Here is a 16055-nt window from a genome sequence, read left to right as displayed (position 1 = left end):
GGTGTCAGCCTCCCTTGGCGCGATCGGCGGCGATCGCCGTGGTGCGTTTCAGCAGCACGCCCGCGACCTTGGTCCGGTAGGCGATGGTGCCGCGCTTGTCGTTGATCGGGTTACAGGCAGCGCTGCACGCGGCGGCGGCTTTTTCCAGCGCCGCATCGTCCAGCTTGCTGCCGATGAGCGCCTTGGCCGCATCCTCGACCAGCAGGACCGTCGGAGCGACGGCGCCGAGGCTCACCCGGGCCGCCGTGCAGGTGTCGCCGTCCATCGTGAGGCTGACGCCGCAGCCGACCACGGCGATATCCATCTCGGTGCGCGGGATCATCCGCAGATAGGCGTCGCTCGAGCCTTTCGGGCGGGCGGGGAAGGTGAAGCTGACCAGGATCTCTCCCGGAGCAAGCGTCGTCTTGCCGGGACCCGCCGGGACCTTTTCGACCGGCAACTCGCGGGTGCCGTTCGGGCCCTTGACGGTCGCGATGGCGCCGGCGGCGACGAGTGCCGGGACGCTGTCCGCGGCAGGCGAGCCGTTGCAGAGGTTTCCACCGGCCGAAGCCCGGCCCTGGACCTGCGTCGAGCCGATCAGGTTCAGCCCCTCGAGCACACCCGGCCAGACCTTGCCGAACTTCGGATGCTCCTCGAGAACCGCACCGGATACCGCGGCGCCGATCCGGAAGCCGCCGTCGGGCAGTTCCTCGATTGCGTTCAGCTCGTCGATCTTCTTGATGTCGACGATCAGCCCCGGCTTGACCATACCGGAGCGCATCTGCACCAGAAGGTCTGTGCCGCCGGCCAGAATGCGTGCCGCACCGCTTGCCGCGGCATAGGCGCCGATTGCCTCGTCGAGTGTCGACGGCGCAACGTATTGGATCTCTGTCATAAAGATTTTCCCAGCGTCGTTCCCCAATCCGCAAATCCGATCCGCCGCCACGTTCTTGAAGGGAGGCGTTACAACTTGGATGAGCGAATAGGGTGAGGCTACACGTGCGGAGGGACCGGGAACAACCCCAACTGTTGCAACGGGTTTTGTGCGACCCGGGCAACAGTTGTTGCCGGGCGCGCAATAACGCCCGGCAACGATACGATCAGGAGGAGCCGGTCAGGAGGTCAGGAACCAGATCGAGAAGACCGGGAAAGCGGTCAGCAGGATCACCCGCAGCAGGTCGCTGACGAGGAAGGGCACCACGCCGTTATAGGTTTGCAGCATCGGGGTATCCCGCGCCATCGAGTTGATGACGAAGAGATTCATGCCGACAGGCGGGGTGATCAGTCCGACCTCCACGACGATCAGCACGAGCACCCCGAACCAGAGCCCGAAGGCTTCCGCGGACATGCCGTAATCGAGCTGGCTGACGACCGGGAAGAAGATCGGCACGGTCAGCAGGATCATGGAGAGCGAGTCCATGAAACAGCCGAGGATCAGATAGAGGATGAGGATCGCGATCAGCACCGTGTAGGGCGCGAAACCCTGAGAGGTCACCCAGAGCGCCGCTTCCTGCGGCAGCTGGGCGAAGGCGAGGAAGGAATTGAACGCTGCCGCGCCGAGCACGATGAAGAAGATCATCGCGCTCGAACTCGCGGTCTGGCTGAGCGAGGCGACCAGCCGTTCCTTCGTGAGGCCGCCGTTCAGCACGGCGATCAGGCCGGTTCCGGCCGCGCCGAAAGCGGCGCCCTCGGTCGGGGTGAAGAAACCGGCATAGATCCCGCCGACGACGACGATGAAGACGGTGAGCACCGGCCAGATGGCGATGGTCGCCTTGATCCGCTGGCTCATCGGGGTCGCATCGCGCTGCCCGGCGCTGTCCGGCTTCAGACGGACATAGATCGCGATGGCCAGCATGTAGCCGGCGGCGGCGATGATGCCGGGCACGACGGCGGCGAGGAACAGCTTGGCGATGTTCTGCTCGGTCAGCAGGGCGTAGATCACCAGGACGACGGAGGGCGGGATGAGAATCCCGAGCGTTCCGCCGGCGGCCAGCGCGCCGGTCGAGAGCGAGCCGGAATAGCCGAAGCGCTTGAGTTCGGGCAGGGCCACCTGGGCCATGGTCGCGGCGGTCGCGAGCGAGGAGCCGCAGACCGCGCCGAAGCCGGCACAGGCGCCGACCGCAGCCATCGCGACGCCGCCCTTGCGGTGCCCGAGCCAGGATTCAGCCGCGTCGAACAGGGATTTGGAGAGGCCGCCGTGGGTCGCGAACTGACCCATCATGAGGAAAAGCGGAATGATGCCGAGGGAATAGTTCGAGAAGGTCTCGAACGGCAGCGATTTCAGCTGCGAGAGCACGGGGATCCAGCTCCCGTTCACCAGCACCGAACCGCCGATGCCGATCACCAGCATGGCGAGCCCGATGGGCATGCGGAACAGGATCAGCAGCAGGAGGACAGGGAAGGACCAGATCGCCATTTCGAGCTTGGTCATCGGCCGGCCTCCGCACGGGAGCCATTGTCGCGGGAAGCATCCAGGGCCGCACGCACGTCGCGCAGCACGGTCCAGAGCGAGGCGAAGACCGAAAGTGCGGCGAGCGGCAGGCAGGCGGCATAGGCCCACCAGACGGGGATTTGCAGGATGAAGGTGGTCTCGGCGTATGTCCGCAGATCTTCCATGCCGCCCCAGAGGCGCCAGAGAATGACCGCGGACACCGCCGTCATGACCGTGTTGTAGAAGGCCGCCAGCCAGCTATCGACTTTCTTGCCGAGGACCGATTGCAAGATGTCGACGGAGACATGGCCGCGCTGCAGTTGGCACCAGGGAAGGAAGCTGAAGACGGCGAGTGCCGTCGCGAATTCCACGAGCTCGAAATCGCCCGGTATCGGGCCGAGCCCTGCGGGAATGAGGGCTCGTCCGGTCACGCTCGTCACGACGAGGATCGTGATGAAGAGCAGCAGGGCGCCTCCGAAGAGAGCCAGATATCGGCAGAGGTGAGTAAGCATCGGGTGCCAGCGTACCGGTTTTCTGTTGTCGCGTAACCGCTGCGGCGGCGGATCGGTTCCGCCGCCGCAGCGCATCGAGGTTCCGCAATCCGGTGGCGGATTACTTGCTGTGCTTGGCGATCAGCGCCTTGGCGTCGTCCACCAGGGCCTGAGCGTCGAGACCCTTGCCTGACATTTCCGCGATCCAGGCCTTTTCGACCGACGCCGCGGCCTCTGCCCAGCGCTTGGTCTCGGCATCGTCGAGCGTGATGATGTTGTTGCCGGCGCCCTGGGCCTTCTTCAGGCCGACGGCATCGCCCGCTTCCATCGCGCGGCCCGCCCAAGCTGCAGCCTCGACGCCGGAATTGTCGTCGATAACCTTCTTCAGGTCGGCCGGCAGCTTGTCATAGCTCGCCTGGTTCATCGCGAAGAGGAAGGTCGCGGTGTAGAGTGCCTTGTCGCCGCTGAAGCCGGTATGGTTCTTCACGAGCTCGCTCATCTTGAGCGGCAAGGTGACCTCCCACGGAATCACCGCGCCGTCGATCACGCCCTTGGAGACCGCTTCCGGAACCGCCGGGACCGGCATGCCGACCGGCACAGCGCCGAGGGTGGCAAGCATGTCCGTGATGACGCGGGTCGGGCCGCGCAGCTTCATGCCCTTCAGATCCTCAAGCTTGCCGACCGGATTCTTGGAATGGATCAGGCCCGGACCGTGGGTGTGCAGAGCGATGACCTTCATGCCCGGAAAGTCGTCCTTCATGTGCTTCTCGGCATATTCCTGAAGCGCCCGCGAAGAGGCCTCGGCACTGGTCGAGATCATGAAGGGCAGCTCGAAAGCCTCGGCCTTCGGGAAGCGGCCCGGTGTATAGCCCATGACGGTCCAGATCATGTCGACGGCGCCGTCGGTGACCTGCTGGGCGAGCTGGGGCGGTTTGCCGCCGAGCTGCATGGAGGGATAGTGCTCGATCTTGATCCGTCCGCCGGACTCTTTCTCGACCTTTTCGATCCATGGGGTCAGGAAACCCGCCGGGATCGTGGCCTTCAGCGGCAGCAGCTGGTGCAGTTTCAGTGTCACGTCCTGCGCGCTTGCCGCCAATGGCGAGAGCGCAAGGCCGGCGACGAAGCCGGCGGCGATCAGTTTCTTGAGCATCGGGGGTCCTCCTCTGTTGCTTTTTTTGGTTTCTGACGCCTGTATCAGCGCGATCCGGGACGAAAACCGGTATCGATGGTCGCGCTTCCACTCATGAGGCGGGAGACGCAGGTACACAGGCTCCTGTTTTCCGCCTTCTGTTCGCTTGAGAAAAACACGTCGCGGTGGTCGATCGCGCCGTCGAGCTCGACGACGTCCACGGCGCAGAGCCCGCATTCTCCGCGCAGGCAATCCCAGATCATGTCGACGCCGGCCTCGGTCAGGGCGTCGAGCATTGTCTGGCCGGGCCGGACCTCGATCTCGCGGTTCTCGCCGGACAACCGGACCCGGAACGGACGGTCCGCCGGATCCTCCACGGCGCCGAACACCTCGAAGCGGAGCTTGCTCGACGGACGACCGGCGTCGGCCCAGAGCGCTTTCGCCTCATTCAGCATGCGGACGGGCCCGCAGACATAGAGCTCTCCGTCCGGCGGCAGGCGGCCGATCTCGGTGCCGAGATCCAGCCGGTTGCCTTCATCGGCGGCATAAACGGCACAGTCTTCGCCGAGCGCCGCTTCAAGCTCTTCGGCGAAAGCGGCCTCGCTGCGCTTCGAGACGGCATAGGCGAGGCGGACCGGGATCTTGCGCCGCGCCAGGGCGAGCGCCATGCCGTAGAGCGGCGTGATCCCGATGCCGCCGGCGACCAGCAGGTAAGATGGTGCGCGCCAGGACAGCTCGAAACGGTTCTCCGGCAGGCTGAGGCGGACCTCCATGCCGGGTTCTAGGGCCCACATATAGGCCGACCCGCCACGGCTTACCGCATGGCGTTTGACCCCGACGCGGATCGTTCCCGGCGGGCTCGGAAGACAGCTGTAGGAGCGCTGCGCCTGTTCGCCTCTGAGCGGGATCTCGAAGGTCGAGTGCGATCCCGGCGCGAAGGAGAATGCGGCATCCGCATCCCGGACGGCGAATTCGATCACCCGTACGCCGGGGGCCGCATCGGAAACTTCCGTGACGATAGCGGCCTGCCAGTTCAGCTTGCCCTTCATGCCGGCCTCCGTCCTCAGTCCGCGACCAGGGAGAGGGCGGGAACCCGCTCGATCATGCGCTCGTCCTGCAGCACGAAATCGAGATTTTCCCGGGCAAGGCGCGCATGTTCGCGGGCGAGCGCCTCGGCACGGAAGCCCTCGCGCATCTCGATCGCGCCGATGATTGCCTTGTGCTGCCCCTGCGCGACCGTCAGGCTGCCGAGGAAGTTCGGCAGCTCGATCTGGGCCTGCAGGAAGGCGCTCGGATTGGCGAAGGAGAGGTTGGTCACCCGTTCGATCTCCCGTGCGATCAGCGGGCTGCTGCAGGCATCCTTCAGCATGTCGTGGAACTCGGCATTCCGCTCGATATAGGCCTCGTAGGAAAAGCTGTCCGCCGGCTCGGCGACGATCTTGTCCATCTCGGTCAGCAGGGCGCCGAATGCGGAGAGCCTCGCAGGCGCAAGCCCGCGCTCGGCGGCGAGACGCGCCGCGGTGCCTTCGAGCACGCCGCGCAGCTCGATGGCGTCGATCACGTCTGCGACCGAGAAGCGTCGGACCGAATATCCGCCGGATGGAATGACATCCAGAAGGCCTTCCTGTTCGAGCCGGGCGAGCGCAGCGCGGACCGGCGTCCGCGAGATTCCAAGCTGACGCGCGATGACGGGTTCTGACAGGCGCTCGCCGGGCGCGAAACTGCCGGACATCACCAGGTCGCGGACCCCGAGCACCGCTTTCAGGGACTGCGAGGTCGCCCGCGTCCGTCGCCCATCCGGTTCGGATTTCATTCGGCCGCCTCTGCGAGCGAGGTTTCGCGCGCGATCATCCGGTCGATCAGCTTGCGGGCCCACATCGAACCGGCATCGATGTTCAGATTGTAGAAGACGTGGTCCGGATTGGCCTCGATGGCCTTCTGCTGCGCTTCCAGGACCTCCTCGTCCTCGCGGAAGATCGTGGCAACGCCCTCGCGTAACTGAGTTGTGCGCGCCTGGTTCTCGAGATCGTAGTTGCGGGCGAAGGCCCAGAAATAGAGGCAGGTACTCTCCGTCTCGGGGGTGATCGTGTTCAGCACGAAGCCGTTGACGCCCTGGCTGCGGTCGCCGTCCGGCGCGCCGGTTCCGGCGGGCGCCACGCCGACATCGATGGCAATGGTGCAGGGCGCCTCGAAATTGATGATCTGCCAGCGGTCCACATTGCCCGGCTTGCCGAGCTGGCCGCGCCAGAAGGGCGGCGGCTCGATGTTTTCCATCCAGCGGGTCACGGTCGCTGTCTTTTCCGAATGGGTCACCGTGAAAGGGGACTCCGCAACCGCGCGGTTGCCGATGGAGGAGCCGTGCACATAGGTCTCGTGGGTCAGGTCCATCAGGTTGTCGACCACGAGGCGGTAATTGCAGCGGACCGGGATCATCTTCCCGTCCGAGGTCCAGCCCGGACTGTCGTTCCAGTGCAGGTCGGGCACCAGGTCGGGATCGGCCAGTGCCGGATCCCCGGGCCAGATCCAGACGAAACGGTGACGCTCCACGATCGGATAACTTTTCACACAGGCGGACGGGTTAATCGTGTCCTGCGACGGCATGTATACACATCGACCGGACTCATCATATTCGAGCCCGTGATAGCCGCAGACCACATTGTCGCCGTTGAGCCAGCCCTTGGAGAGGGGGAGGAGGCGATGCCAGCAGGCATCCGCCAGTGCCGTCGCCTCGTCGCTTTCCTTACGGTAGAGAACGATAGGCGTGCCGGCGATCTTGCGCGCCAGGAGCGTGCGACCGACCTCGACGTCCCACGCCGCCGCGTACCATGCATTGAGCGGAAAGCTATGCTGTCCCATGATCCTCCCAGTCACTTTTTCTTTTTGATTTTAGTCAGAATGTATACAAGTCGAAAGTTGCGTATACAAGGTTCTTCTGCCAGATTCCGCATTCGATTCACGGCAAACCGATAAGAAAAAGATCAAGGGAGCGCTCCATGACTGCCACAACTCCACCGTTCCGTGCCGACGAGGTCGGAAGCCTGCTTCGTCCGCAGCGTCTGAAAGAGGCCCGTGCCGCATTCCAGGCTGGGACTCTCGATAGTGCGGGCCTGAAAAATGTCGAGGACGAGTGCATCCGTGAAGTCGTCGCCAAGCAGGAGAGCACCGGCCTCAAGGCGGTGACGGATGGCGAGTTCCGCCGCTCCTGGTGGCATTTCGATTTCCTCGCCGGTCTCGACGGTGTCGAGCTGGTCAGCGGCGCGAAGGCGATCCAGTTCGCCGGAATACAGACCAAGTCGGAAAGCATCGCGGTCACGGGCAAGGTCGGTTTCTCGAGCCACCCGATGCTGGAGCATTTCAGCTTCCTCAAGGGCGCGGTGAAGACGGCGATGCCGAAGCTCACCATCCCGTCTCCCTCCGTGCTGCATTTCCGTGGCGGGCGCGATGCGATCTCGAAAGAGGTCTATCCGGATATGGATGCGTTCTATGCGGACACGGCGGAGGCTTATGCGCAGGCGGTGCGCAGCTTCTATGATGCGGGCTGCCGCTATCTCCAGTTCGACGACACGGTCTGGGCCTATCTTTGTTCGGAAAAGGAACGCGCCGGTATCCGCGAGCGCGGTGACGATCCGGAGGACCTGAAGAAGAACTACGCGGCGATGATCGCGCATGCGCTGAAGGCGAAACCGGCGGACATGACGATCACCACCCATGTCTGCCGCGGCAACTTCCGCTCGAGCTGGATCTCCGAGGGCGGTTACGAACCAGTCGCGGAAGTGCTGCTCGGCGAGCTGCCCTATGACGGCTATTTCCTTGAGTATGATTCCGAGCGGGCAGGTGGCTTCGAGCCGCTCCGGTTCCTGCCGAAAGGCAAGAAGCGGGTCGTACTCGGGCTGGTGACCTCGAAGTTCGGCGAGTTGGAAAACAAGGACGGAGTGCTTGCCCGGATCGAGGAAGCCAGCAAGTTCGCGCCTCTGGAACAGTTCTGTCTCAGCCCGCAATGCGGCTTCGCCTCGACCGAGGAAGGCAACATCCTCTCCGAGGAGGAGCAGTGGCGAAAGCTCTCCTTCATCGTCGACGTGGCGAAGGAGGTCTGGGGCGAGGTCTGATGGGCCTTTCGCCGCTGGTTCAAATGAAAGCGGGCGCTCCTCGACAGAGCGCCCGTTTCTTTTTCGCCGAAATTCGGACTCAGAAGTCGAAGAACACGGTCTCGTTCTCGCCCTGCAGATAGATGTCGAAGCGGTAGGCGCCGTCGCCCTCCTTCTTCGCGATCAGGGTCGGCACCCGGTTCTGGTGCTCGATCTTCGTCAGGATCGGATCCTTGGCGTTCGCGTCGGCCTCGTCCGGGAAGTACATCCGGGTCTGCAGGCCGATATTGATGCCGCGGGCGACGATCCAGAAGCTGATATGCGGCGCCATCTTGCGTCCGTCCGGGAACGGCACGGCGCCGGGCTTCACGGTTTCGAACTTCCATTCGCCGGTCTGGTAGTCGCCGGCCTTGCGGCCGAAACCGGTGAAGTTCGGGTCGGCGGTGCCGCGATGCTCCTCCGGGCTCGGATAGAGCCCGTCCGCATCGGCCTGCCAGATCTCGATCAGGGCGTCCTTCAGCGGCGTGCCGGTACCGTCATAGACGGTGCCGGAGACGGAGATGCGTTCGCCCTTGGTCTTGTCGTTCACCATGGTGGTGCCGAGATCTTCCTCGTAAACGCCGCCGATGCCGCAGAAATTCGGCACACAGCCGATGTGGACGTACGGGCCCGCGGTCTGGCTCGGGCTTTCCTTCAGACGATAGAGCGATTGCATCAGTTCCCCTCCAGGCGGTTCTCGAACAGGGTCGAGCGGCGGCCGCGCAGGACCATGTCGAACTTGTAGGCACGGGCATCCATCGGCACCGTGCTGTCCATGTCGAGTTGTGCGATCAGGCTTTCGATGCCTTCGCGGTGCGGCACCACGTCGACGATCGGGCATTTCCAGATCATCGGATCGCCTTCGAAATACATCTGTGTGATCAGGCGCTGGGCGAAGCCCTGGCCGAACAGCGAGAAGTGGATATGTGCCGGGCGCCAGTCGTTGCCGCGGTTCGGCCAGGGATAGGGGCCGGGCTGAACGGTGCGGAACTCGTAGCTGCCGTCCTCGGCGGTGATGCAGCGCCCGCAGCCGCCGAAATTCGGGTCGAGCGGCGCGATGTAGCCTTCCTTGGCATGGCGGTAGCGGCCGCCGGCATTGGCCTGCCAGAATTCCACCAGCACGTTCGGCACGCCGCGGCCGGTCTCGTCGAGCACGCGGCCATAGACATAGATCCGCGGCCCGATCGCGCTCTCGCCCGGCTTGGCGAAGTTCAGGATCAGGTCGTTGTCGAGCGGGCCGATGATGTTGTGACCGAACACCGGGCCGGTAATTTCGCTCAGGGTCTGCGGCATGCTCAGCAACGCCCGGCTCGGCGAACGCGCGACCGAGGTCTTGTATTGCGGGGTCAGGGCTTCCGGCTGCCAGCCCCGGTCCCTGGCAAAGAAACTGGCTGCCGGCCTCTGGTTCGTCAGGCTCATATCTTCACTCCCATTTCGGCATAGGTCTTCTTGATGATCTTCAGGGCATGGTTCGCCGCCGGGACGCCGGCATAGACCGCGACATGCATCATCGCCTCGCGAATATCCTCCGGCGTGGCGCCGGTATTGACGGTCGCACGGACATGCATCGCCACCTCGTCCCACTGGCCGAGCGCGGCGAGCAAGGCGAGGGTAATCATGGAGCGTTCGCGCTTGGTCAGGTGATCGCTCGCCCAGACCGTGCCCCAGGCACCTTCGGTAATGAAGCTCTGGAACGGCTCATCGAACGCCGTCTTCGCCGCCTCCGCGCGATCGACATGGGCGTCTCCAAGGACCGAGCGGCGGATCTTCATGCCGTTGTCGTAGCGTTCACTCATTCAGATGGCTCCATGCAGGTCGGTCATTTGCGCCTCAGCCTGTCACCAGGGTGAGGGCCGGATAGCGGGCCTTGATCCGGTCATCGTTCATTGCGACCTCAAGATTGCGGCGGGCAAGGCGCGCATGTTCACGGGCGAGGTTTTCGGCGCGGGTTCCCTCGCGCAGCTCGATCGCCTCTAGGATCGCCTTGTGCTGAGACTGGGCGAGGAGCAGCGAGCCGTGAAATTCCGGCAGCTCGCGCTGGACCATCAGCAGGGCGTTCGGGCCGGAGAATGGCAGGGAGACGAGGCGGGAGATCTCGCGGCTGATCACCGGGCTGTCGGCCGCCCTCTTGATGAGATCGTGGAAGGTGGCGTTGCAGCGGGTGTATCGGTCATGGTCGAGGGCGTAGTGCGTCGCCTCCAGAATCTCGTCGATCTCCGCCAGAACCTTCTGCATCGCGACGGACTGGGCCGGCGTGATGCCGCGTTCGGCCGCGAGGCGCGCTGCGGTACCCTCCAGCACGCCGCGCAGCTCGATGGCGTCGAGAATGTCCTTCGGAGCGAAGCTGCGGACCGCAAAGCCGCCGGACGGGATCGCGTCGACCACGCCTTCCTGTTCGAGGCGGGCGAGGGCGGCGCGGACCGGGGTGCGGGAAATCTGCAGGCGGTCGGCGATGGCCGGCTCGGACAGGCGGGCTCCTGGCACGAAGACGCCAGAGAACAGCAGCTCGCGAATGCCTTCGAGTGCCCGCTGCGACTGCGTCGGCAGGCGGTCCTCGGTCGCGTTTGTCATTCTCCCTGCTCCAATCTCTTGCCGGATTGCGCTGGAATATTAAGAATCAAAAATCATACTGTATACAGGTTTTCGAGATTTTGGCTTTCCCGGGTGCAAAAATAGCAATGCCGTGTGCGAAAATCAGAAAATTGAATACATCATAAGCGGCCTGGCGCGGAACGGATCAGGTGCGTGCAAGGGTGCGCGATGCCGGGAAGGTAACTGTCATCGTCGTTCCATCGCCGGGCACGCTGTCGATGGTAAGCTTTGCGCCATGGGCCTCGACATGGGCGCTGACGATGGCAAGGCCGAGGCCGACGCCGTCATGCGTGCTGGTCATCGCGCCCGGGCGCTGCCAGAAGGGCTGGGTGACGAGCGCGATCAACTCCCGCGGAATCCCTATCCCATGGTCGCGGACGGAAAGGGCAATTCTGTTCTGCTCGTCGCGCCGTCCGGCGATCTCGATAGATGAGCCGTCCCGAGAGAACTTGACGGCGTTGCCGATCAGATTCTGCACGATCTGGTAAAGCATCTGAGGGTCCGCGAGCAGATTTGGCAGGTCGCTCGCAAGTGAAGTCTCCACAGTGATGCCGCGCTGCTGGATCGCCGGGATTAGGTCGTTTAGCGCGCTACGGATGATCGCCGCGGGCTCCGTCGCAGCCGCTTCGACTTTGGCTGGAAGTTTCTCCAGCCGGGCAAATTCGAGGATCTGATCGATCATCGCAAGGAGGCGGAAGCCGCTGTTGGAAATGTCGCCCGCGTAACCGAGATAGCGCTCGTTGCCGAGCGGGCCGTATGGCTGGCTGCGTAGCATGTCGGCGAAGCCGATGATGGCATTGAGCGGAGTCCGGAGCTCATGGCTCATGTTGGCGAGGAACTCCGATTTTGCGCGACTTGCCCGCTCCGCCAGTTCCTTCGCAGCCCCAAGCTCAAGCTCGCGGTTCTTGAGTTCGCTGATATCCGTATAGACGCAGACCATCCCGGCGTCGGCGGTGCGGCGCTCGTCGAGGCGGTACCACTTGCCATCGGTCGTGGCGAGTTCACAAGGCGCGCTGTCGGAGCCGAAGGATGCAAGCCGGCCGGCGATCCAGGAATCGGACCGTTCGTCACCGGTCTCGGAGGGGCGTCTGATCTCGGAGAAGCGTTCCAGCATCGTTGCATAAGGCGCGCCGGGTTCGGCGAGATCGCCGGCGGCTCCGAGCATGTCGCGGAAATGCCGGTTGCAGAGGACGAGTCTCCGATCCGGAGAAAACAGCGCGAAGCCGTCGGAGATGGAGTCGATGGCGTCGCGCAGACGCTGGGCGGCCCGATCGGCCGATGCTTCCGCCGCCTTGCGGACCGAGACATCTCTCAGAACGAGCACGTAGATCCGTTCGGTGCCGGCAGCAGACGCTGTCAGCGTAATCTCCGTCGGATGGGAGGTTATGCCGTCCGGGTCGAGGATATCGGCATCGAGGATGCCCCCGGCAACGGCCGCGCGCCGCAGGTGATCCGCCGGGTCGGCCGAAAGCCCCTCCGCCCAGTCTCCGCGCAGGCGGCCGGCGACCGGATGCCCGATCAGATGCGCGGCCGGCAGCCCGAACAGATGGCCCGCAGCCCGGTTCGCAGTGCGAATCCGGGCATCCTCCCCGACGGTTACGATCGCGTCGAAGCTGGCATCGACGACTTCCCGGATATAAGCATCGTGCCGCTTCAGCATCGTTTCGTTGCGGCGCCGGAGGAAGATCTCCGCACGGAGATCCGAAAGGACGAAAATCCCGCCGGTGAGCAGAATCGCGAGGCCGGGAAAGGTCGGATCGAGGAGGACGCCAAAACCTGCATGCGCGGCCACCGCGAGCCCGGCCGCGCCGGCAGTCAGCGAAACCGCAACCACCGGCTTCCAGGCCAGAGCCAGTGCCGGAAATAGCCAGATCATCAGACAACACAGGAGGAGCGTGGCGGCGATTTCCAGAGGTGCGAACACCGGCGGGCGTGCAGGCGTGCGACCCGTCAGAATGGTATCGAGTGCGAGGGCCTGGAACTGCAATGCCGAGAGATTTTCTTTCCCGGCGGCCCGGACCCGGTCGCCGATGCCGGAGGCGGAGGTTCCGATCATCACGATGCGGCCCTCGATATCCGCGGCCGGCACCTTGTTCATAAGGATGTCATGGGCCGCGACTCCCGGGACCCGCTCCGGCCGCGCGGTGTCGATCCAGATCCGGCCCTCCCTGTCGGTCGGCACAAAAAGCGGGCCGACCGAAATGCCGCTCAATCCGAGGATGGAAGGAACCTCCAGCAACATTCCGGACTGGTCGAGAGCAACGCGCGCGGCTTCCAGTGCGAGCCCGGGTTCAAGCCGGTCCAGGACATGGAACACGGCCGGGACGCGGCGTGCGTTGCCGTCCGGTTCCGGAAGCAGATTGACGATGCCCGCGCCGGCGCTCGCCGCGCTGAGCACGGGGATGTTCTCGATTACGCCACCGATGCCGGGCAGGCTGCTGAGGTCCGGTGTGCCGCGGACCGCGAAGCGGCCTTGCCGCTTCGTATCGTCTGGATCTCCTGTTCCGACGGGTGATGCCGCGGTCGCGGTCACCGTCGGAAGCAGGCGGATGGCCGCCGCGAGATCATCGTCGTAGCTGCCCCGTTCTGAGAGAGTACGGCGAAGATTGGCGTCAAGGCCGGGGAGCGTTTCTGCGAGCAGGTGCGGAGACATCCGGTCCGGTTCCGTGAACAGAATGTCGAAGGCGATCATCGCCGCACCCGCCTGATGGAGCTTTTCGACCAGATCGGCGTAGTGCCGTCTCGGCCAAGGCCACTGGCCCATCTGCGCCAGGCTCTCGTCCGTCACGTCGACGGCAAGCACGGGAGAGGGGATGGGCGGGGCGGCGCGCAGCCCGATCTGCCGGTCGAAAGCCCAGAGCCGGGGAATCTCGAGCGGTGGGACATCGAGGACGCGTAGGATAACAAGCAGGAGAAGCAGAAGGACAGCGATCAGCCTGCCTTGGCGAACGAATCTCCCGAGCCGGCCCTCATCCTGATCGTCCAGCCACGGAAACGCACTGCCTTCCGCCGGCGGCGCCTGGCCGATCTCGTTGCGTGCTCTGCCGTCCATTCAAGCCTCGGTGGTGCAGCGGCGGGCCTGATGGCGCCCCCGCTGCGGTTTCTGTGCAAGTCAGCCCTCCCGATGACGGTAGCGCTATGCGGTAGGGGCGTGAACCCGGCGCATACGAACCCAGGATACCCGGATCAGGCAAGGAGGCTAGCGGATGACGATCTCGACCCGCCTGTTGCGGGGCTCGGAGACGCCGTCTGCCGTCGGAACGATCGGCGCCCGCTCGCCGTAGGATTCGACCGTAACCACCCGTTCCGGGACACCGAGGCCGAGCACAGAGGAATTGACGATCCGGGCCCGGTCGAGAGCCAACCCGTCGTTGTAGGCGGCGGAGCCGGCCCTATCCGTGTGTCCCGAGATCTCGACCTGCGGCAGTTTCCGCGTGCGGATCGTTTCCAGAACCTGCGCGAGCAACTCCTGCGATTCCGGTGTGAGTGTGTCGGTACCCTGCTCGAAATAAAGGATGAAGGTCACCGGGGGCACCGGGCTGGCCGCGATCGCATCTCCGAAGACGATCTGGACATCCGCCGGATCGAAGGTACCGGCGCTTTGCGGTGCGGCATTCGCCGCCGCGACGAGCGCGCTTGCCCGCTCCGTATCGAGCAGGACCTGCCCCCCCGGATTGCCGACGCTGACGGCGCCGAGCTTGCCGTCGGTATCGGGCAGGAGCACCACAAGCGCGCCTTTCACCGTCCCTTCGATTTCAGTGACCGCTGCCACGAAAATCGCGCGGCACGAGGCGATGTCGTCGGGTTGGTGGCCTTCCTCCAGTTCCTGCATCCAGCAGTCGAACCCGGCCTGGCCGCGGGCGCTGCCCGGTCCGGCAATGGATCTGGCGCCGGCGGAGAACAGCGACATGAGGCGAGCGCGTGCCTCCGAGAGTTCCTGCCGCGCCGCCGGAGTCAGGTCGCGCGCGTCCAGAGCTTCCGGCTCGAAGACCTCGCCTTTCGCTGCCCGGATCGCCCGATCGTAGAACCTGGCGGTATCCGGCCAGTCATATTCCTCGCGCTCGAGGTCTCCGAGCGCCGCGTACTCGGCGCTGAGGGTCTGCAGAAACTGGGAGTCCGTCGGTGGGATTTCCTTGAGCTCGTTCGTATCGTAGGGGCCAAACGCGCATGCGCTCATGCCGAGGGTCAGTGCCGCTACGGCAAACAGGGTGCGGAGTGGCCGGAATGATGTCTTTTCCGTCATCGTCTAGTTCCCCGAGTTGGCAGGTACGCGGACGGCGAAGCGCGTTCCGCGAACCGCGATGACGGAGAGCGGCGTCTCGATCCGGGTCTTTTCGGGTGCGATCTTGCCGATCCGGCCGGACTGGTAGATCAGCGTCCCTTCCAGAATCTTGCCGAAGAAGTTGAAGGCATCCCGTCTCGGCGAGAATTCGAAGGCGGCCAGCTCGAAGCGCGAATTCGGGCCGAGAGAGACCAGGGTGCCGTCGTTCAGCGTGATGCCGAGCGAACCGTCGGCGCCGGTCACGAGCGTGTCCTTGCGTTCGATATCGAAGCCCTCGGTGGCCGGAAGCATCTTTCCGTCACGCTGCACGGCGGCTTCGCCGCTGGCGACCTTGACCGTCCCGATGGCCGAAGACGCATCCTGCGCCGCGGCGCCCGTGGCAAGCATTGAGAGCACCGCCAGGCTCATAAGAAATTTTCGCATTTTGCTCTCCGGTCCCCAACCCTGAGCGTCGACCTTCGGCCGATTGAAGGCTGGAGTTTGAAGAGCCGAGGGCGGCTCCGTCAAGCGATGCGCGAATAAGTGGTGGCGCTGACCATGCGGAGCGAGGGTCAGGTTTCCGGTTCGCCGACCTGTCGCTTGAGGAGTCGTTCGGCGCTGTCATTCAGGACATCGATGCGGGTGATCTTGCCGTTGCGGATCTCGAAGCGGTCGACATAGCGGTTGCCGTCGAACGGCGTTCCGTCCGGCCATTCCCCGTAGAGCGTGCCCGTCCCGTAGGCCACGATGTGATCTTCGGCCGGAGCGATATCCAGGGTCCCGAACTTTTTCTTCACCCACTTGTAGCGTGACGCGTTGTAGGCCGCCATTTCCCGCGGATGGGACATGCGGGTCTTCCCGGTGAAATAGATCTCGGCATCCGGCGCGAGGAACCGCGCGGCGCCTTCCGGGTCAGGGATCATGGAAATCTCGAGGAACCGCTCGACCATGTTTTTGACCTCTTGGACTTCGTCGTCCGCCGTCATTTTGCTCCTCCATCTGCTCTCGCCTTCGCACATGCAATAAAGGTAGACTCTTTTTCTGCATC

Annotated in this window: 16 protein-coding genes; 1 reads left to right on the top strand and 15 read right to left on the bottom strand. The window is 64.3% G+C overall.

Going from position 1 to position 16055, the window contains the following annotated elements:
* Positions 1–4: 4 nt before the first annotated feature.
* The 7 genes from IG122_RS08690 to IG122_RS08660 all read right to left on the bottom strand — a co-directional run bounded on the left by IG122_RS08690 (position 5) and on the right by IG122_RS08660 (position 6886).
* The gene (locus IG122_RS08690; RefSeq protein WP_193182460.1) at positions 5–874 is read right to left on the bottom strand and encodes an FAD binding domain-containing protein; all 870 of its coding nucleotides are present in this window, start codon (positions 872–874) and stop codon (positions 5–7) included.
* Positions 875–1093: 219 nt separating this feature from the next.
* A complete protein-coding gene (locus tag IG122_RS08685; RefSeq protein ID WP_193182458.1) occupies positions 1094–2410 on the bottom strand; it encodes a TRAP transporter large permease in 1317 nt (438 codons plus the stop codon).
* A complete protein-coding gene (locus IG122_RS08680; protein ID WP_193182456.1) occupies positions 2407–2997 on the bottom strand; it encodes a TRAP transporter small permease in 591 nt (196 codons plus the stop codon). The genes IG122_RS08685 and IG122_RS08680 overlap by 4 nt, the downstream gene beginning before the upstream one ends.
* Positions 2998–3022: 25 nt before the next feature.
* Positions 3023–4051 carry a TRAP transporter substrate-binding protein gene (locus IG122_RS08675; protein ID WP_193182454.1) on the bottom strand — a complete coding sequence of 343 codons (1029 nt, stop codon included), beginning with the start codon at positions 4049–4051 and terminating at the stop codon, positions 3023–3025.
* Positions 4052–4095: 44 nt separating this feature from the next.
* A complete protein-coding gene (locus IG122_RS08670; RefSeq protein WP_193182452.1) occupies positions 4096–5079 on the bottom strand; it encodes a PDR/VanB family oxidoreductase in 984 nt (327 codons plus the stop codon).
* A gap of 14 nt (positions 5080–5093) precedes the next feature.
* Complete coding sequence (locus IG122_RS08665; RefSeq protein ID WP_193182450.1) at positions 5094–5843, bottom strand: GntR family transcriptional regulator; 750 nt, start codon at positions 5841–5843, stop codon at positions 5094–5096.
* The gene (locus IG122_RS08660) at positions 5840–6886 is read right to left on the bottom strand and encodes an aromatic ring-hydroxylating dioxygenase subunit alpha (RefSeq protein WP_193182448.1); all 1047 of its coding nucleotides are present in this window, start codon (positions 6884–6886) and stop codon (positions 5840–5842) included. The genes IG122_RS08665 and IG122_RS08660 overlap by 4 nt, the downstream gene beginning before the upstream one ends.
* Positions 6887–7023: 137 nt before the next feature.
* Between IG122_RS08660 and IG122_RS08655 the strand changes: the two genes are divergently transcribed.
* The gene (locus tag IG122_RS08655; RefSeq protein ID WP_193182446.1) at positions 7024–8136 is read left to right on the top strand and encodes a cobalamin-independent methionine synthase II family protein; all 1113 of its coding nucleotides are present in this window, start codon (positions 7024–7026) and stop codon (positions 8134–8136) included.
* A gap of 79 nt (positions 8137–8215) precedes the next feature.
* On the opposite strand, the gene pcaG is transcribed toward IG122_RS08655, so the two are convergent.
* The 8 genes from pcaG to IG122_RS08615 form a co-directional block, all read right to left on the bottom strand.
* A complete protein-coding gene (pcaG, locus tag IG122_RS08650) occupies positions 8216–8830 on the bottom strand; it encodes a protocatechuate 3,4-dioxygenase subunit alpha (protein WP_226893398.1) in 615 nt (204 codons plus the stop codon).
* A complete protein-coding gene (pcaH, locus tag IG122_RS08645; RefSeq protein WP_193182444.1) occupies positions 8830–9573 on the bottom strand; it encodes a protocatechuate 3,4-dioxygenase subunit beta in 744 nt (247 codons plus the stop codon). The genes pcaG and pcaH overlap by 1 nt, the downstream gene beginning before the upstream one ends.
* Entirely contained in the window at positions 9570–9950 is a 381-nt protein-coding gene (pcaC, locus tag IG122_RS08640; RefSeq protein ID WP_193182442.1) for a 4-carboxymuconolactone decarboxylase, read from the bottom strand. The genes pcaH and pcaC overlap by 4 nt, the downstream gene beginning before the upstream one ends.
* Before the next feature lie 34 nt (positions 9951–9984).
* Positions 9985–10725, bottom strand: a complete 741-nt coding sequence (locus tag IG122_RS08635) for a GntR family transcriptional regulator (protein WP_193182441.1) — start codon at positions 10723–10725, stop codon at positions 9985–9987.
* A 166-nt stretch (positions 10726–10891) separates the two neighbouring features.
* Positions 10892–13798, bottom strand: a complete 2907-nt coding sequence (locus IG122_RS08630) for a CHASE2 domain-containing protein (RefSeq protein ID WP_193182440.1) — start codon at positions 13796–13798, stop codon at positions 10892–10894.
* 147 nt (positions 13799–13945) lie between these two features.
* Positions 13946–14989, bottom strand: a complete 1044-nt coding sequence (locus IG122_RS08625; RefSeq protein WP_193182439.1) for an OmpA family protein — start codon at positions 14987–14989, stop codon at positions 13946–13948.
* Between the two features lie 3 nt (positions 14990–14992).
* Positions 14993–15451 (bottom strand): FecR family protein, encoded by a 459-nt coding sequence (locus tag IG122_RS08620; RefSeq protein ID WP_193182438.1) that lies wholly within the window; start codon positions 15449–15451, stop codon positions 14993–14995.
* Positions 15452–15579: 128 nt separating this feature from the next.
* Complete coding sequence (locus IG122_RS08615; RefSeq protein ID WP_193182437.1) at positions 15580–15993, bottom strand: nuclear transport factor 2 family protein; 414 nt, start codon at positions 15991–15993, stop codon at positions 15580–15582.
* Positions 15994–16055 lie beyond the last annotated feature (62 nt).

It is taken from the genome of Nisaea sediminum (assembly GCF_014904705.1).
Classification (GTDB): domain Bacteria; phylum Pseudomonadota; class Alphaproteobacteria; order Thalassobaculales; family Thalassobaculaceae; genus Nisaea; species Nisaea sediminum.
The sequence above is the reverse complement of the archived record's forward strand: the minus strand, read 5'-3'. Positions and strand labels throughout refer to the sequence as shown.

Excerpts from the sequence above, each read along its gene's own strand:
- pcaC (WP_193182442.1), bottom strand. The coding sequence starts at position 9,950 with ATGAGTGAACGCTACGACAACGGCATGAAGATCCGCCGCTCGGTCCTT.
- IG122_RS08615 (WP_193182437.1), bottom strand. The coding sequence starts at position 15,993 with ATGACGGCGGACGACGAAGTCCAAGAGGTCAAAAACATGGTCGAGCGG.
- IG122_RS08635 (WP_193182441.1), bottom strand. The coding sequence starts at position 10,725 with ATGACAAACGCGACCGAGGACCGCCTGCCGACGCAGTCGCAGCGGGCA.
- IG122_RS08675 (WP_193182454.1), bottom strand. The coding sequence starts at position 4,051 with ATGCTCAAGAAACTGATCGCCGCCGGCTTCGTCGCCGGCCTTGCGCTC.
- IG122_RS08665 (WP_193182450.1), bottom strand. The coding sequence starts at position 5,843 with ATGAAATCCGAACCGGATGGGCGACGGACGCGGGCGACCTCGCAGTCC.
- IG122_RS08685 (WP_193182458.1), bottom strand. The coding sequence starts at position 2,410 with ATGACCAAGCTCGAAATGGCGATCTGGTCCTTCCCTGTCCTCCTGCTG.
- IG122_RS08630 (WP_193182440.1), bottom strand. The coding sequence starts at position 13,798 with ATGGACGGCAGAGCACGCAACGAGATCGGCCAGGCGCCGCCGGCGGAA.
- pcaH (WP_193182444.1), bottom strand. The coding sequence starts at position 9,573 with ATGAGCCTGACGAACCAGAGGCCGGCAGCCAGTTTCTTTGCCAGGGAC.
- IG122_RS08660 (WP_193182448.1), bottom strand. The coding sequence starts at position 6,886 with ATGGGACAGCATAGCTTTCCGCTCAATGCATGGTACGCGGCGGCGTGG.
- IG122_RS08680 (WP_193182456.1), bottom strand. The coding sequence starts at position 2,997 with ATGCGCTGCGGCGGCGGAACCGATCCGCCGCCGCAGCGGTTACGCGAC.
- IG122_RS08690 (WP_193182460.1), bottom strand. The coding sequence starts at position 874 with ATGACAGAGATCCAATACGTTGCGCCGTCGACACTCGACGAGGCAATC.
- IG122_RS08670 (WP_193182452.1), bottom strand. The coding sequence starts at position 5,079 with ATGAAGGGCAAGCTGAACTGGCAGGCCGCTATCGTCACGGAAGTTTCC.
- IG122_RS08625 (WP_193182439.1), bottom strand. The coding sequence starts at position 14,989 with ATGACGGAAAAGACATCATTCCGGCCACTCCGCACCCTGTTTGCCGTA.
- IG122_RS08655 (WP_193182446.1), top strand. The coding sequence starts at position 7,024 with ATGACTGCCACAACTCCACCGTTCCGTGCCGACGAGGTCGGAAGCCTG.
- IG122_RS08620 (WP_193182438.1), bottom strand. The coding sequence starts at position 15,451 with ATGCGAAAATTTCTTATGAGCCTGGCGGTGCTCTCAATGCTTGCCACG.
- pcaG (WP_226893398.1), bottom strand. The coding sequence starts at position 8,830 with ATGCAATCGCTCTATCGTCTGAAGGAAAGCCCGAGCCAGACCGCGGGC.